15 protein-coding genes and 1 pseudogene are annotated in these 14,439 nt (G+C 36.9%); 11 read left to right on the top strand and 5 right to left on the bottom strand.

The features are described 5' to 3' along the window. Positions 1-82: 82 nt before the first annotated feature. Positions 83-1,750, top strand: a complete 1,668-nt coding sequence (locus SSOP1_RS09605; protein WP_009992022.1) for an oxidoreductase — start codon at positions 83-85, stop codon at positions 1,748-1,750. 720 nt (positions 1,751-2,470) lie between these two features. Here SSOP1_RS09605 and ssh7a read toward each other — a convergent pair. Continuing rightward, positions 2,471-2,665, bottom strand: a complete 195-nt coding sequence (gene ssh7a / locus SSOP1_RS09600; protein ID WP_009992021.1) for a chromatin protein Ssh7a — start codon at positions 2,663-2,665, stop codon at positions 2,471-2,473. A gap of 209 nt (positions 2,666-2,874) precedes the next feature. After that, complete coding sequence (locus SSOP1_RS09595) at positions 2,875-3,060, bottom strand: hypothetical protein (RefSeq protein ID WP_014511720.1); 186 nt, start codon at positions 3,058-3,060, stop codon at positions 2,875-2,877. A gap of 162 nt (positions 3,061-3,222) precedes the next feature. Between SSOP1_RS09595 and SSOP1_RS09590 the strand changes: the two genes are divergently transcribed. From SSOP1_RS09590 to SSOP1_RS17925, 3 genes and pseudogenes are all read left to right on the top strand, one after another. Next, complete coding sequence (locus tag SSOP1_RS09590; protein WP_009992019.1) at positions 3,223-3,444, top strand: hypothetical protein; 222 nt, start codon at positions 3,223-3,225, stop codon at positions 3,442-3,444. 5 nt (positions 3,445-3,449) lie between these two features. After that, positions 3,450-3,974: a DUF1286 domain-containing protein gene (locus SSOP1_RS09585; protein WP_009992018.1), complete on the top strand. Its 525-nt coding sequence runs from the start codon at positions 3,450-3,452 to the stop codon at positions 3,972-3,974. A gap of 300 nt (positions 3,975-4,274) precedes the next feature. Further along, positions 4,275-4,469 (top strand): annotated as a pseudogene (locus tag SSOP1_RS17925) (hypothetical protein); the annotation flags it as partial. 127 nt (positions 4,470-4,596) lie between these two features. Here the strand turns inward: SSOP1_RS17925 and SSOP1_RS09575 are convergent. Further along, entirely contained in the window at positions 4,597-5,169 is a 573-nt protein-coding gene (locus tag SSOP1_RS09575) for a class I SAM-dependent methyltransferase (protein WP_009992763.1), read from the bottom strand. Positions 5,170-5,361: 192 nt separating this feature from the next. On the opposite strand from SSOP1_RS09575, the gene SSOP1_RS16530 reads away from it, so the two are divergent. The 5 genes from SSOP1_RS16530 (at position 5,362) to SSOP1_RS09545 (ending at position 10,444) form a co-directional block, all read left to right on the top strand. Continuing rightward, entirely contained in the window at positions 5,362-6,375 is a 1,014-nt protein-coding gene (locus tag SSOP1_RS16530) for an IS630-like element ISC1078 family transposase (protein WP_010923639.1), read from the top strand. Between the two features lie 77 nt (positions 6,376-6,452). Further along, complete coding sequence (locus SSOP1_RS09560) at positions 6,453-7,091, top strand: HAD family hydrolase (protein ID WP_009992764.1); 639 nt, start codon at positions 6,453-6,455, stop codon at positions 7,089-7,091. 89 nt (positions 7,092-7,180) lie between these two features. Next, entirely contained in the window at positions 7,181-7,906 is a 726-nt protein-coding gene (locus SSOP1_RS09555; protein WP_009992765.1) for a hypothetical protein, read from the top strand. Further along, entirely contained in the window at positions 7,903-9,495 is a 1,593-nt protein-coding gene (locus SSOP1_RS09550; RefSeq protein WP_009992766.1) for an ABC transporter ATP-binding protein, read from the top strand. Before SSOP1_RS09555 ends, SSOP1_RS09550 begins: the two co-directional genes overlap by 4 nt. Continuing rightward, the gene (locus SSOP1_RS09545) at positions 9,479-10,444 is read left to right on the top strand and encodes an energy-coupling factor transporter transmembrane component T family protein (protein WP_009992768.1); all 966 of its coding nucleotides are present in this window, start codon (positions 9,479-9,481) and stop codon (positions 10,442-10,444) included. Before SSOP1_RS09550 ends, SSOP1_RS09545 begins: the two co-directional genes overlap by 17 nt. Before the next feature lie 123 nt (positions 10,445-10,567). On the opposite strand, the gene SSOP1_RS09540 is transcribed toward SSOP1_RS09545, so the two are convergent. Both SSOP1_RS09540 and SSOP1_RS09535 read right to left on the bottom strand, forming a co-directional pair. Continuing rightward, entirely contained in the window at positions 10,568-11,146 is a 579-nt protein-coding gene (locus tag SSOP1_RS09540; RefSeq protein ID WP_009992770.1) for a hypothetical protein, read from the bottom strand. Beyond that, positions 11,121-12,281, bottom strand: a complete 1,161-nt coding sequence (locus SSOP1_RS09535; protein WP_014511718.1) for an MFS transporter — start codon at positions 12,279-12,281, stop codon at positions 11,121-11,123. The genes SSOP1_RS09540 and SSOP1_RS09535 overlap by 26 nt, the downstream gene beginning before the upstream one ends. Positions 12,282-12,403: 122 nt before the next feature. Between SSOP1_RS09535 and SSOP1_RS09530 the strand changes: the two genes are divergently transcribed. Further along, positions 12,404-13,435, top strand: coding sequence for a DEAD/DEAH box helicase (locus SSOP1_RS09530; protein WP_009992772.1), 1,032 nt, complete (start codon positions 12,404-12,406; stop codon positions 13,433-13,435). A gap of 64 nt (positions 13,436-13,499) precedes the next feature. Continuing rightward, positions 13,500-14,399 carry an IS5-like element ISC1058 family transposase gene (locus tag SSOP1_RS09525; RefSeq protein ID WP_010923619.1) on the top strand — a complete coding sequence of 300 codons (900 nt, stop codon included), beginning with the start codon at positions 13,500-13,502 and terminating at the stop codon, positions 14,397-14,399. Positions 14,400-14,439: the final 40 nt, after the last annotated feature.

Below are 14,439 nucleotides of genomic sequence, written 5' to 3'. Positions count from 1 at the left end.
ATATTAATTTGAAATTTAGTAATTCTAGGAAAATACGGAACCTTATAGTTAACTTTTTAACTATCACATTCTAATAAGTTTCATGGATCTATCGAAGCTACTGGTTCCAATAAGAGTTGGTGATGTGGTCTTAAAGAACAGAATAGCCATGTCACCAATGATTAGCAATCTAGGTACACCTGAGGGTTACCCGAGCGATGCTCATATAGCTTACTTAGCTGAGAGAGCTAAGGGAGGAGTTGGGTTAATAATAACGGAGTACACTTACGTTAACCACGTAGATGCTAGGGGGTCTGTTAACGAATTGGGGATGTATTCAGATGAGCTAACACCAAAGTTTACGAGGTTGACTGAGTTAATTCACGCTTTGGGAAGTAAGATTTTCGTGCAGTTAGTTCACGTTGGCAGGAAGACTAGGAAGGATATAATTTGGGGTAACAAACCCATAGCTCCTTCACCAATTCCAATAATGGACGAAGTAAGGGAAATGACTAAAGAGGATATAGAGAGGGTTAAAAACGATTTCATAAACGCAGCAATAAGGGCTAAGAGGGCTGGATTTGACGGAATAGAACTTCACGGAGCTCACGGATACTTAATCGCACAATTCCTTTCCCCTGCAACTAACAAAAGGGGTGATGAATACAAAGACGGTGTAAAGTTCGTTGAGGAAATCCTCAAGGGTATAAGGGAAAAAGTTAGAATCACTGTAGGTATAAGGATCAGTGTAACCGAATTCGACAATGGGGGCTTAACTCCAGAAATTGTGGCTGAAATAGGTAAAAGGTTAGAAAAGGCTGGAATAGATTACATTCACTTATCAGCTGGAAGAGATGGTCCTTTAGGTTCTAGCATGCCATATTATTATAAGAGAACATCATTCCTTGAGGAGGCGAAGGTAGTGAGGGATACGGTCAAGATTCCAATATTTCTCGTTGGGTCTATAATAACTCCACAAGATGCGATTAAGGCCAGAGAAATTGCCGATGTCGTTGTGTTAGGGAGACAATTATTAGCTGATCCCTATTGGCTTGAGAAAGCTAAAAGGGATTTGCCAATAAGGCCATGTATTAGGTGTAATCAGTCGTGTAGAGGAGTTGTCTATAAGGAAGTAAGATGTGATGTTAATCCAGAGTTAGGTTGGGAGCTACTGCCCCCGCTAGAGAAGGGTAGAGGAGAAGTTACTGTGGTGGGTGGGGGAGTAATGGGTTTAGAAGCTGCTAGGGTTTTGGCCTTAAGGGGCTTTGCAGTAACCTTATATGAACAAAACAATAAGTTGGGAGGGCAGTTTCTACTTTACAGAGATCCTTGGAAGGTTAATGAGTTTCAAGCGTTAATTGATTACTACGAGAGAGAGTTAAGGAGACTTAATGTAGAGATTAAGCTTAACGTTAAGATGGAGTGTTCTGACTGTATAATGGCTATACCGGACTATGAAATACCTAAAATGCCAGATGTTAAGGGGGAGAAAGTACTAATAGATTCTAACCTTTACGTTTATCACGACTATGCCTTCGAATTGGCCAAATATAACGAAGTTTACATGACTGAGAGGTCCTTTAAGGGGCTGGATAGAACTAGGGAGTACTTGTTAAGAAAGGAGTTAAGTGAGGTAGGTGTGAAGTTTATAGAGGAAAGCAACAGTATCAAATTTGATGTGGAGATACACGATATTGTCGATGATCAGCCAAGTATTGGTAAAGCTATACAAAGAGGTTACTGGTTAGGTAGGAGCTTTAAGTCATATTAAAAACATGTCATCACATTTTTCAGTCCTGGCCACTCTAATCATTCAAAGTAATATGTTTCACTAACTCTGTATATAAAGTTTATTAAGAACAATGCTTTGGGAGGTTGTTGAGTTTTTTCATAAAGAGTTAAGAGGTATCAAAAACCTAAATTGAACACCTTGAGACTAATTGAAATAAAGATATAATAATATAGAAATTCAGTTGAAAAATGCTCAATAAATCAGAAAGCATAAGAACGAGATTGTTAAGAAACTTAATTTCATTTATCGCTTTTAGGGGTGTACCGTAAATACCTTATAGTTTCCTAGACTCCTTTTAGGGAGATACGATATATATTTAGTGCTATAAAAGCAGTTTTGTGAAAATGATGTGTACGATGTTTAAGTTAGTTCTATCCAAGATATCCAATATTTAGTCTACGCATTTTTAGTATTTATGATTATTGAAATCTTCTTGAATAGAATTTGCGTAATTATTTAAGGCAAAAGGAATTCAAGGTATGTCTACCTAAAGTACCACTATTAATATCTTTATCAAGAAGTCGAAATAGTTTATTAGGTTAAGGTTCATAAGCATGAAGATTGTCATCACGAGTGGCTTTTAGAAACTAACGCTGTTAAACATAAATCCTATACAAATGACTTCATAACTTATCAAAAAGTGAACGTAAAAACAAAAAGGAATTTTAGCTTTTATTACTCCTTAAAAATTATATTAGTTTACTTCTTTTGCTTCTCTAACATTTGTAGTAGTTCTTTTGGAGCGTCTTTCTCGCTTACAGCTCCTCTACCAGTCTTTCCTCCACCCTCATCATAGGTGAAGCTTATCATTTTGCCTACTCTCCATACCTTCTTTATCTTACTTATATCTACTTGCTTCTCTTCTCCTTTGTACTTGAACTTTACTGTTGCCATATTTCTTCAAGTTATCCTTATGTTACTCTCTTAAATATACTTTACGGTTATAACTTAAGTATAACTTAAGGTAATATCATAAGACTGAAAAGGATTAATCTATTAAGAGAAGAATATAACTAATTTTCAGAAATATAGATTCTAAATAACAAGCGTTCAAAAAGAATGAGTTAGAAGGAGATTAGGAATTAAAAAGGTTTCAGTTAAGGTTAGGAATACCAGATCCAACTATAATATGATTTCTTTTCTTTTTGCAATGAGCGCCATTCTTCTGGGAACTCGTTTCTTAAGTACTCCTCTGGGAGCCTTGCCATGTCGTAAGTAATGGGAGTGTTAATAACGGAATGATCATTCCTTTTATCATCTTTTTTGTGACTAATTTTGAGACCTATCATACATTTCACCCTATCTATATATATTGCTTCTAATTTATAAACTTATCTAACATGAGTTAAAAGAGTTAAAACATATAAAATCTTAGGAATACTTTCCCATCTTCAATGGATAATACTTTCAGTGAACTGAATCTAATTCTTTATTAAGAAAGAAGCATTAGAATGTACCCATACTTAATTGGAGTGAGTAAAAATACTTACTACTTTATCGTGGAATCTGAGAGGAACCCATTAGAGTCTTATCTAATAAGAATAGTGTATGATGAAAAAGAAAGGGTAATTAACTATTCGTGCAGTTGTAAGGGATTTGCAATTAGAGGAAAGTGTAAACATATATCAATTGCTAGAAATAAGGTGAAATTTATAAACGAGAAAAGGGTATAAATCTTGTGAGGCTTAGAACCCATTACGTCTTCTCGACTGGCTTATTAACGCTTCTAGACTCTGGCATCTTTCACGAATATTTTTATTACACTCTAATCTTGTGTGGAATAGTTTCAGTAATAGGGAACTCCTTGATTGATAGGATTGGCCATAAGGAGATCATTACTAGGTACGGTTACATCTCAATGAGGACTCCATTGACTCATACAATTCCTAGAAGTGTGGTCTGGGGAATTATATCCATAATACCAATTTTTATCCTTTTATTAATTTACTATTATGGGCTGAACTATCATGAGTACTATCTCTTTTCCATCAACAATAGGGTAATATTACTTACACTGTTAAACGGTATAGTTGTGGGACCTTCACACATGCTATTAGACGTTTTTACTGAAAGGGGAATTTACGTTAAAAAGTATGGGAAATGGAGGAGATTTGCCTTAGCTCATTTCAAATACGATAATCCCGCAATTAACGGTCTAGCAATAATTGTCGGTATCATAATGATATATTTAGCTTACTTATGATAAGAGAACGACAAACTGTGACCAACAGTTTCAGACAAACTATAAAGCTTATACGTTCTCGTGATAAGACATCAGCAAATGGACTATTTACCTCGATAGGCTAGTGCTGAAAATGTTAATGAGTGCCGGTTCACCTATAGGATAGTCGCTGATAGAGATTATCTACTAATGAGCGAAGAAGGATGAATGGGATAAAGCTCCTAGACTGTAACGCATTTGCATAACTTTTAAATACTTTTAATCATTTCACAATATGATCTTTATTATGATTATGTTTATATATTATTTCCTCTACATTATAAATTGATGAACTCCATACTGATGACGGGCTATGCTCACGAGGTATTGGGGGCGACAAATACGGATGGGAGGGTAGTGGTGTTTCCCTCGACTAGCCCCAATGAGTTGAGGGTGAGTGTGTATGAGCCCTCAAGAGGGGTGCCCGTGGCGGAATTAGAAGTGGCTAAAAGTAAGCAGAAGTTACGCCACGGGTAAACACTTCTGTGAAGCCCAAGGGCTCAGACTTAATATCATGAAATCTTATGAATACTAAACCCCTTAGTAAACAACCTATTAACCCGCCCCATAGTAACTATTTAGGGTAAGGAGAAGGCTAAGTTAATTAAAGGGTCTTTTGTTGTACTATAGCCCATCTTTCCAATAAACTCTTCCCTTCCTTTACCACTTTAAACTGGCTAAGTATTTCCTTCCATTCCTTTCCACTAACGTCTTTTTTGTCTTTCGTGATAAAACTCCTTGTAACGCTGATATACGCTAAACCACTATCCTTTAGAATTCTCTTAATTTCCCTTAATGCTCCATCATGGTCTGAAGTACAACATAGCATTAAGTTAGAGAAAACAAAGTCAATACTTTTATCTCTAATAAATTCTAACTTTTGAGCAGGCGCAACGTAAGGTATAACGTTATTTAAAGATAATTTTTGAACTTTCTCTTTTAGCTTGCTAATTGCTCTTTCATCCGGGTCTATTGCATATACCGTTTTCACCATCCTAGCAAGGACTGTTGTGAAGAACCCAGGGCCACATCCCAAGTCTACTATCGTATAGTCCTCTTTAAGATATTCCGAAAATCTCGATATTATCTTATTAGGAGATGAGACTAGAAATCTTAAAGGATTGTCGAGAATTAGAGGGTTAATGTACCTATCGTTTTCACTCATTATTATTTGCATTTATTCCCCACTAATTAAATTTTTTCCCATTTTTTGTTTTGAGAACTTATTGAGTTTTCATAAAGGGTTAGGGCATTACTAACCTAAATTACTCATCATATATTAGTTGAAGATACAATTGTAGTTAGTTTGTTATACTTCGTCAGACTTTAAAGAGCAAGATTTATATTTCATGAGTAATACTAAATTGTTATGCCGAAATCCAGAATGCACGGTATAAGGCTCAACAAGAAACAAGAGGAAGAGAGGAGGATTAACGCTGTAAAAGATGTGAGGAACGGGATGAGTATAAAGGACGTTGCCAAGAAGTATGACGTCTCCATCTTTACCGTGTACAAGTGGTTGAGGAAAGGTGACCTGAGCGCTAAGCCGAGGAAGGGACCCACGAAACTGAAGGACGAGGAAAAGCTCGTCCGAATCTTAGAAAAGAGCCCAAGAGATTTCGGCTTGAACTACGATTTCTGGACCTTGAAGCTCATAGCGTATATACTTGACAAGGAATTTGGGATAAAGTACAACCCGAGGAGTTTAAGCCCAGTCCTCAAGAAGTTAGGCTTCAAGTACAAGAAAGGAAAGAGAACTTACGTTAGAGACGATAACGCTGTAGAAAGGTGGGTGAAGGAACAAGGGGAGAAGCTTTTTAAAAAAATAAGAGAAGGGTACAAGGTACACATCTTCGATGAGTCGTACGTGTCCTACATAAACAAGGGTAAAGGCTGGATGAAGGTCGGAGGAGGGATAAAGGTCAACCCTAAGAGGAAGAGGTTTGCAGTAGTAGGCGGGATAACGATTAGTAAAGAGGGAATAACTTTCTCCTATTCGACATACAAGAAGCCCTCGCTGAACTCAAAAGATATTATACTCTACTTGAGGAAGGTAATAAAGGACGAGAAGACCGTGATAGTGATGGATAATGCTAGAATACACGGTAATGAAGTGAGGGAATTCCTTGAGGAAAATGGGGTGGAGTTTGTTTATCTGCCGCCTTACTCTCCGGATAAGAGTCCGGCGGAGGGGCCGTGGGCAGTCCTCAAGAAAAGGCTCTACTCGAAGATTTACACGGACTTCGAGACCTTAATGTGGGATGCAACGAGGTTCCTACGCTCCATATCCAAGAGAGTAAATGACCTTACGTATAGTGTGAAGAGGTGCGGTGAACCTTGGACGTCAATACTGAGTGAAGTTTTCTTGCCCTTTAAAGTCTGACGAAGTATAATGAAGTACATAATCTTAGCCTTTAAGAAGAACAAAAGTATATAACCTAAGAGATTTAGTGAGATCACGTGTATAGGGCAATTTTCTTAGACTTCGGAAACACGCTTGTGGGTTTTAAACCAGCATTTTATGAGAAATTGCAAATTATTCTTAAAGAACATGGTTATGATGTTGAAATTAGAAAGGTTTTCAGAGCGTATGTAAAAGCCATGGCTATTAACAACTACGCGCAACCAACTGATATTAAGGAGTTCTTATACAATTTGAGTATTCCTCCAGATGAGAAACTGATCAATAGTATAATGAGTTCTGATATAAGAGATGGTGAAGCGTTTGTGTATGATGAAGTGATTGAGTTTTTAGAAACCATCAGAAGTGCTAATTTGAAGTTAATCCTAGTGAGCAATTCGTCGCCTAGAACTAAAAAGTTGTTGGAAGAGTTAGGGTTGGTTAAATATTTCGATAATTTGGTCTTATCCCACGAAATTGGTATTGTTAAACCCAACCCAAAGATCTTCGCTATTGCCATTTCAAAGGGAGGATATCCTGCATTACATATAGGGGATATATATGAGATTGATTACATTGGAGCTAGAAGGAGTTATCTAGATGCAGTGTTACTGGATAGATACGATTTTTATCCTGAGATAAAAGAAAAAGTAAGGGATTTACGGGAGATAATACCAACGATCATGAAAAATCTCTAAATTATAAGTAGATATTACCATAAGTAAACTATATAGTTTATAATTCTAATATAGGAAATCCTTTTAAATATTTGTAGCTAAAATTAATTATGACATTCAATGGGATAAAGTTCGATACTTCAGTTCCAGGCATGTTGCCATGGGAAATAGTTGTAATATACTTCATCATAGGGCTTGCAATATTATTCTACTTCGCTAAGAGGTTTGGCTTAAAGAGTTTTACAACAATTGATTTAGTTTACATCGCAGTAGGAGCTGCCTTTAGCGTGGTTTGGGAGTTCTATATAGGCAGTTTTATCGGGAGATTTTTACCTAGTACGCCTTTCATAGGAGTTGGATTCTGGGGAAGGATGTTCATACTCCTAATAGTAGCGGCTTTAGTTAGGAAACCCGGTACTGGAATACTAAGTTTGCTAATTTTTAACATATTATCAGACCTATTTTTCTATGGTTTTGGTGGAGAGCCGATGTATACGATTTATGAAGCCTTGACTTATGGACTATTTCTTGACCTTGTGATCATCGGTAGTAGAGGTAAATTGTTCGGTATTGGATATAAAAGTGCTGATGGATCATCGGTTGCAACTAGAACTACTGTGGGATTAGCTATAGTAGAAGGGATAATAATTGGTATATTGTTTGCCATCCCAGATCCCATATTTTATCTAGGCTTCTTTAAACCATTGATAAGTGGGGCAATAGTGAATTGGGCTACTATCCAATTTGACTTTTTAGCCTTTATACCAGGTGACGTAATAATAGGAATTTTGGGAGCATTAGCTGGGCAGAGGATAGCCAAAGCGGTGGGACAGTGAAATTCGTGGAGATTAGGGACCTCCAAGTAACCTATATGGGGAAAACAAAACCAAGTATAGTTATAGATAAGCTTGATATAGAAGAAGGGGAGTCTGTTTTAATAACTGGTAGATCAGGGAGTGGAAAGTCTACACTAGTAAGTGTGATTAATGGCGTAATTCCCCACCTCATTAACGCTGAGGTGAAAGGTGAAGTTAGGGTCTTTGGGTTGGACATTAAGACTACACCAACGTCCGAAATATCGAGATATGTGGGTACACTGTTACAAGATCCAGACACTCAAGCCTTTAATTACACTGTGATAGATGAGGTAGCTTTCGGTGTAGAGAACTACATGGTAAGTAGAGAGGAGATGATAAACAGGGTTGAAGAGTCAATGAAGATCTGTGGGATCTCACACTTAAGGGATAGGGAGATTAATACCCTATCTGGGGGAGAACTTCAAAGGACTGTTTTAGCTTCAGTCCTAGCCATGAGACCTAAGGCACTGATTTTGGACGAACCCACTTCCAATATAGACCCACAAGGTACTAGGGAAATTTTAGAGCTAGTAAAGACTTTTAGATCTGAGGGGATTAGTCTAGTTTTAGTTGAGCATAAAATAGAGAGAGTATTACCCTTTATTGATAGAATAATTGTAGTAGAAAGTGGAAAAATTGCAGTGGATATTAAAAAAGATGAGATTATAGATAGGGCTGATCTTCTCCATTCTTTAGGTCTTGAAATACCAGATTATATGCTATTTTTAAAGAAAAGCGGTTTTAGGAGAATAGATTACGAATATTTAAGGAAAACATATAATTATAAACCACCCTCGAGAAATGAGGGGAAAGGAGAAATACTTTTTGCAAGCGTAAAGGTAAAGACGAAAAGCGGAAAGTATCTGATTAATACTAAAATATCATTAAAACAAGGTACTATAACGGCGTTAATGGGTAAGAACGGTTCCGGAAAGACTACCTTATTGAAGGCTATTGTTGGTTTAATTGATAAGAAGAGGCTAATAGTAGAGGAGGAGAAGGTTATAGTTAACGGGAAAGATTTAAGTAAGGCCAAACTTGTGGAAAGGGGAAAATATTTGGCTTATTTACCACAATTTTTCGATGTTATGTTTATAAAGAGGACGGTTGAGGATGAGGTTAAATTCTCGATGAAGAATAGAGGCGTATATGATGAGATGAGGTTAGGGGAGATCTTGAGGATATTTTCATTAGATGCCTATAGAACGGAAGATCCTTTAGTCCTTTCCATGGGACAAAGGAGAAGGGTTGCAATGGCTTCAGTGATAGCGGGTGGAGCTAAGGTTATACTAATGGATGAACCGACAAGTGGACAAGATTGGTATCATAGGCAAATCTTAGGGAAAGAACTCTTGGAATTAAGGAATAAAGGATATACGATACTGGTTGTAACTCATGATGCGAGATTTGTTGATAGATTTACAGATTATTTATTAGTGATGAGTGATGGGAAAATAGTTTTAGAAGGAAAACCAGAGGAGGTTTTCAGTAAATCACTTAATCATGGTATAGAACCTCCATTAGAATACGAATTGGGTGGGTTGATAAAAAATGAACAGTTTAGTTGATCAAATAATAAGTTGGATAATTGCGCTTTATGGCTCAGCAGTCCCAGCATTGTTAGTAATCTTCTTGATAGGTATAACTGGTTTAAAGGAAATAACGCGTTATGAGACTGGAAATACGTTTATGTACAAGTTAAATCCCGTTACAAAAGTAATACTCACAATAGTAGTTATGACTGTAGCTGCTACTACAGTATGGTGGATAGGTGCCATATTGACCTTAATCCTCTTATTATCATATTTAACTCTAAATGAAGGAGTAAGGAAATTTGGATATGTGTCTTTCTTAACCCTTTCCACAATATTAGGTGGAACGTGGAGTGTTGCACCATATACACCTCCTAGTACACTACAACTCGCATTTCCTAATGAAAAACAGTTTACGGTAGTTTGGACTTTTCCATCTTATTTCCAAGTGATGGGATATGAGCAACAGTTAACGTTACAAGCACTAATCTATGGTCTTCAAACTTCATTTAGAATAGCCCCAGTCCTATTATCAGCATTACTGCTAATTACTACGACTACTGGATCTGATATTTTCAGGATGTTCACCAAAATAAAGATACCTATTGCAATTACGTTTTCGGTATTAGTTGGCATAAGGATGATACCTAGAATATTTGAACTGTTAGACACTTCAGTAAAAATGCAGTACATGAGGGGTTTAGGATACGGTAAACCGAAATTAATTTCTTCACTTCTAATAGTTTATGCAATATTTGAGGCAATAATTCCGACTATGGTGTACTTGTTTAGGGGAGCTAAGAATTTGGCGATTTCGGCTGATACTAGAGGATTTAGGGCTTATCCAAGTAGGACTAGCCTAGTAGAACTTAAGTTTACAAGAGTTGACTATTACGGTGTTGCAATAATTATAGCGTTAATAGTTATGGCAATTTTAGCTAATTTACTTGGATTTGGGAGAACAATACCATACGTTGGAATTTAACTTTTTTTTTTTTAATTTTTTCTTTATAAACCCATATAAGGCTACAGCGAGTTGAAGCTAATGAGATTTTATAAAAATTATTTTTGGGAATCGTCAGAAGACGGCGATGGATTACGTAAAGTCTTAAATTTTGAGATCGCTTAATATCTCCTTTACTTGAGTAAATGAAGCTTGGTACCCATCTAAAGTTATCTCTATTAACGTTGAGCCATTATAAGCCATTATAATTGTTTTAGGATACGTAAAGGAAGTAGCGGAATAAGTAACATAATATCCGTTGTATTTATAATAATTAGTATTATTGCCTAAAATTTCACTCCAACTATTGTTTGAAGAAAACTTTACGACAACTATTGTCAATTCCACATTGGTACTATTTACGTCTCCCACGAGTACTTCCTCCTCAATTGATTTGACTTCTAGCGACTGTTGTTTAGTAAGATTTGCACTATTAACATGATATATTGTTATCGTGTGGACAGACTTTAGATTTGTGTCGTTAAGCAAAACTCCCCATTTCCCGCCAAAAATAGTTTCGGCCTCTTGTGGAGAAAGCAAAAGGCTATCTGAGGGATATACCATTATTAAAGCAAAAGATATTATAACTATTAATACTATAAAAATCAAGACTTTCTTATCCATGTGGATATGGAAAGCCTTGAAGTTATTTAAATTTTCATCTCTTGACCATAATATTATCATTCCAAAACATCTTGAAGAAAACTACTGCAGTAATGGCAACTGGTATTACTAATGCTGAGATGGAGAACGTTAATCCAATTATCTCTGATACAAATCCAATTATAGCTGGTACTATTAAGAATAATAAGTTGTTATATGCCGAAAAATAGGAATTTACTGCATTCCTTTCAGCAATGCTCGTAGCCCTACTTATCATTATGGTAGCCATGGGGAATATTGAACCATGAGGTATTCCCAGTAGTGCAATAACTGCTAAGAAAATAGAATAGTTGGGAGCGTATAGTAGTCCAAACAATCCTAAAATCGTTATAATAATTGAAATTAACATGGGCATTCTGAGGTTTTCAAAAGGCCTTATTGTCATTGTGAGTCTGGTTAAGAACGACATTATATAGAATGGCAAAAAGACAAAATAGGCATCAAAACTCGGCAAGTTGAATCTATCTTTAGCCAATATAGCCAAGAATGTTGTAAATGCAGCGAATGGCACGTTATAGGTTGTAATCGATAAGGAAGCTGCCATTAAACCCTTATTTTTAATCACTGACATCCCACTACTTTCTCTCTTAACATCTGGGAATCTAATTCTTGAAGCAATTATAACACCTATAACTGCTATCGGAATAAACCATAGAAATACATCCCTATAGTCATATCTAGTTAGTAAATAGACTTCAATTGCAGGGCCTAGGATCAAACTGGTACTAAGGCTAGTTGAGTAAAGGGATAGTAGTCTCTCAACTGATTTCTTATCATTTGCTAAACTCGCTGCTGTTATTAGATTAGGCATTACTAAACCAAAAGCAATCCCAGCGAAGATTGAGATTATCCATATTGATATTACGTTAGACAGATAATAGAGTGGTAAGGAAAGTAAAATTATAATATTCGATATAACGAACGCCCTTTTTCTTAGCTTCGAATTAAGTTCAGGATTAATAAATGTTGTGGCAATGAAGTTGAATGTAAATAATAAGGCTGATAAAAGGCCTACCATAGAGTTAGATAGCTGAAGACTATATTTCGCTAAGAGTGGAACTGTTGTAGTAACCATGTTATTTGTAGCTCTAGCTGAGATCGTCATCAGTACAAGGATTATGGCTGAGTAAATTAATGAATGTTTTGAGCTATCCATTGTAGATATATAAGTAGTTGACAACTTAAATTTAAACTTACTTACAAAAGTAGTAAACATGTTAATTTTTTATTGCTCAGATAAGCATAGCTTTATTAGACCAGCACGATCACTAACCCAATATGTTTGAAAATTTAAGTGAGGATTTAAGAAAGGCTTTGAGTGAAGCTGGTTACATTAAGCCTACCAAAGTTCAAGAAGTTGTTATTCCGGAATTGCTAAACGGTAAAAGTGTGATAGCTCAAGCTAAGACCGGATCTGGTAAGACTGCCGCTTATGTTATTCCGATTCTAGAAAGAAATAGTACAGCTTTAATTTTATCACCTACTAGAGAATTGGCAACGCAGATTCTAGATGAGATAAGGAAATTAGGGAAATATAAACAAATCGATGTTAGCTTGATAATAGGTGGAATGAGTTACGATGGCCAAAGACAATCTAGGATAGTAGTTGGTACCCCAGGGAGACTTTTGGATCTGTGGAGTAAGGGCAAGATTGACTTCTCCGGTTACGATGTCATCATAGTTGATGAGGCAGATAGAATGTTGGATATGGGTTTTATAGACGATATTAGGATGATATTAAACCATTCTAATGCCAAGATCACAGGGTTCTTCTCAGCTACAATACCAGATGAAATCATGACCCTTGCCAAAGAGTTCTCCAAGGATCTTAGAGAGATCGTACTAGATGAATATAAACCAGTAGAGGAGGTTAAACAGATATTCGTAAAGGTCAGAAATGATTGGAGTGATAAGGTATCGAAATTACTTGAGGAGATTAGTGGTGAGAAAATTCTAGTATTCGCTAGGACTAGGGATAGGGCTAGGAAACTGTATTTCTTATTAAGGGGGAAGGGAGTAAATGTAGGACTTTTAAGCGGGGATATGCCACAAAGCGTTAGACTGAAGAACTTTTACGGATTTAAGAAAGGGAAATACAATGTTCTAGTTGCAACTGATTTGGCTTCAAGGGGAATCGACATAGTAGACGTTGACAAGGTAATAAACTTCGATATTCCCAGAGATGTGGAGACTTACATACACAGAGTAGGAAGGACTGGTAGAATGGGTAGAGTAGGTCAAGCAGTAACGTTCTACACGTTCAGAGAAGCTGATATGATTAAAAGAATCAACAACTTGCTTGCAATTTAGGTGCTTTGTGGATTGCTTCAGAATTGTACAAAAAGTTTATAAATTATTCGTTTAAGTATTACCTATGGGAAAGAGTAAGTACAAGAGGGACTGGAGCAAGTACGACGAGAACGTCATTACTAGATATAAGTTGATGTTCCCCTTCTACGTATTCGAACATTGGTGGGACTTATTAGCAGAGGAGAACAGGAACGCTAGGACAAAGTATAAAGCTCCGAAGGAGTTCGACGAATTCCTAGCCTTCCTCCACATCTTCCTACCTTACAGAGCAATAGAAGGAGTATTAAGAGCCTTAGAACAATTGAAGATCATCCCCACAAGCCTCGATTACTCAACAATATGGAAGAGAGTGAGGAACATGAAAATAACCTTCCCCGAGGCAAGTGACGAACTTGAAGTAATTGCAGACGCTACAGGCATTAGCACAAACACGGGAGGACAATACATTGTTGCCAAGTGGGGTAAGACTAGGGATTCAAAATTCCTCAAGATCGAGATAGTAATGGACAATAACGAATTCAACGTGATAAACGCTGAGGTCACTAGCAACGAGGTTGAAAGCGCTGTAAAAACAGTTAAGGATCTTCAAGATAAGGGAAAGAAGGTCAAGAAGTTTTATGGAGATAAGACATATGACGCCAATGAGGTTTACAAGACCGGAGTTGAGGTTGTAGTTCCTCCCAAGAAGAACGCTTCTACTAAAAGGGGCCATCTTGCTAGACGTAAGGCTGTGCGGGAGTTTAGGAAGTTGGGTTATGATCGTTGGAGGGAGGAGAAGGGTTATGGCGTTAGGTGGAGGGTCGAGTCCTTGTTCTCTGCGGTGAAGCGTACTTTTGGGGAATCGGTTAGGGCAACAAGTTTTGCTGGACAAGTAGTTGAGGCTAAGCTCAAGTTCTGGGCTTACGCGTGGATGGTTCACTTGGCGAATTCTGTAGTCGGTAGGGCTCCGGGCATTAGGGTGTAAGCTTGAGAGGAACGTTGAAATAAATATTAATTACTGAAAA

Source organism: Saccharolobus solfataricus (genome assembly GCF_900079115.1).
GTDB classification, from domain to species: domain Archaea; phylum Thermoproteota; class Thermoprotei_A; order Sulfolobales; family Sulfolobaceae; genus Saccharolobus; species Saccharolobus solfataricus.
This window is presented reverse-complemented; position numbering and strand designations above follow the sequence as displayed.

Excerpts from the sequence above, each read along its gene's own strand:
- SSOP1_RS16530 (WP_010923639.1), top strand. The coding sequence starts at position 5,362 with ATGCCGAAATCCAGAATGCACGGTATAAGGCTCAACAAGAAACAAGAG.
- SSOP1_RS09590 (WP_009992019.1), top strand. The coding sequence starts at position 3,223 with ATGTACCCATACTTAATTGGAGTGAGTAAAAATACTTACTACTTTATC.
- SSOP1_RS09555 (WP_009992765.1), top strand. The coding sequence starts at position 7,181 with ATGACATTCAATGGGATAAAGTTCGATACTTCAGTTCCAGGCATGTTG.
- SSOP1_RS09525 (WP_010923619.1), top strand. The coding sequence starts at position 13,500 with ATGGGAAAGAGTAAGTACAAGAGGGACTGGAGCAAGTACGACGAGAAC.
- ssh7a (WP_009992021.1), bottom strand. The coding sequence starts at position 2,665 with ATGGCAACAGTAAAGTTCAAGTACAAAGGAGAAGAGAAGCAAGTAGAT.
- SSOP1_RS09595 (WP_014511720.1), bottom strand. The coding sequence starts at position 3,060 with ATGATAGGTCTCAAAATTAGTCACAAAAAAGATGATAAAAGGAATGAT.
- SSOP1_RS09605 (WP_009992022.1), top strand. The coding sequence starts at position 83 with ATGGATCTATCGAAGCTACTGGTTCCAATAAGAGTTGGTGATGTGGTC.
- SSOP1_RS09575 (WP_009992763.1), bottom strand. The coding sequence starts at position 5,169 with ATGCAAATAATAATGAGTGAAAACGATAGGTACATTAACCCTCTAATT.
- SSOP1_RS09540 (WP_009992770.1), bottom strand. The coding sequence starts at position 11,146 with ATGATAATATTATGGTCAAGAGATGAAAATTTAAATAACTTCAAGGCT.
- SSOP1_RS09535 (WP_014511718.1), bottom strand. The coding sequence starts at position 12,281 with ATGGATAGCTCAAAACATTCATTAATTTACTCAGCCATAATCCTTGTA.
- SSOP1_RS09545 (WP_009992768.1), top strand. The coding sequence starts at position 9,479 with ATGAACAGTTTAGTTGATCAAATAATAAGTTGGATAATTGCGCTTTAT.
- SSOP1_RS09530 (WP_009992772.1), top strand. The coding sequence starts at position 12,404 with ATGTTTGAAAATTTAAGTGAGGATTTAAGAAAGGCTTTGAGTGAAGCT.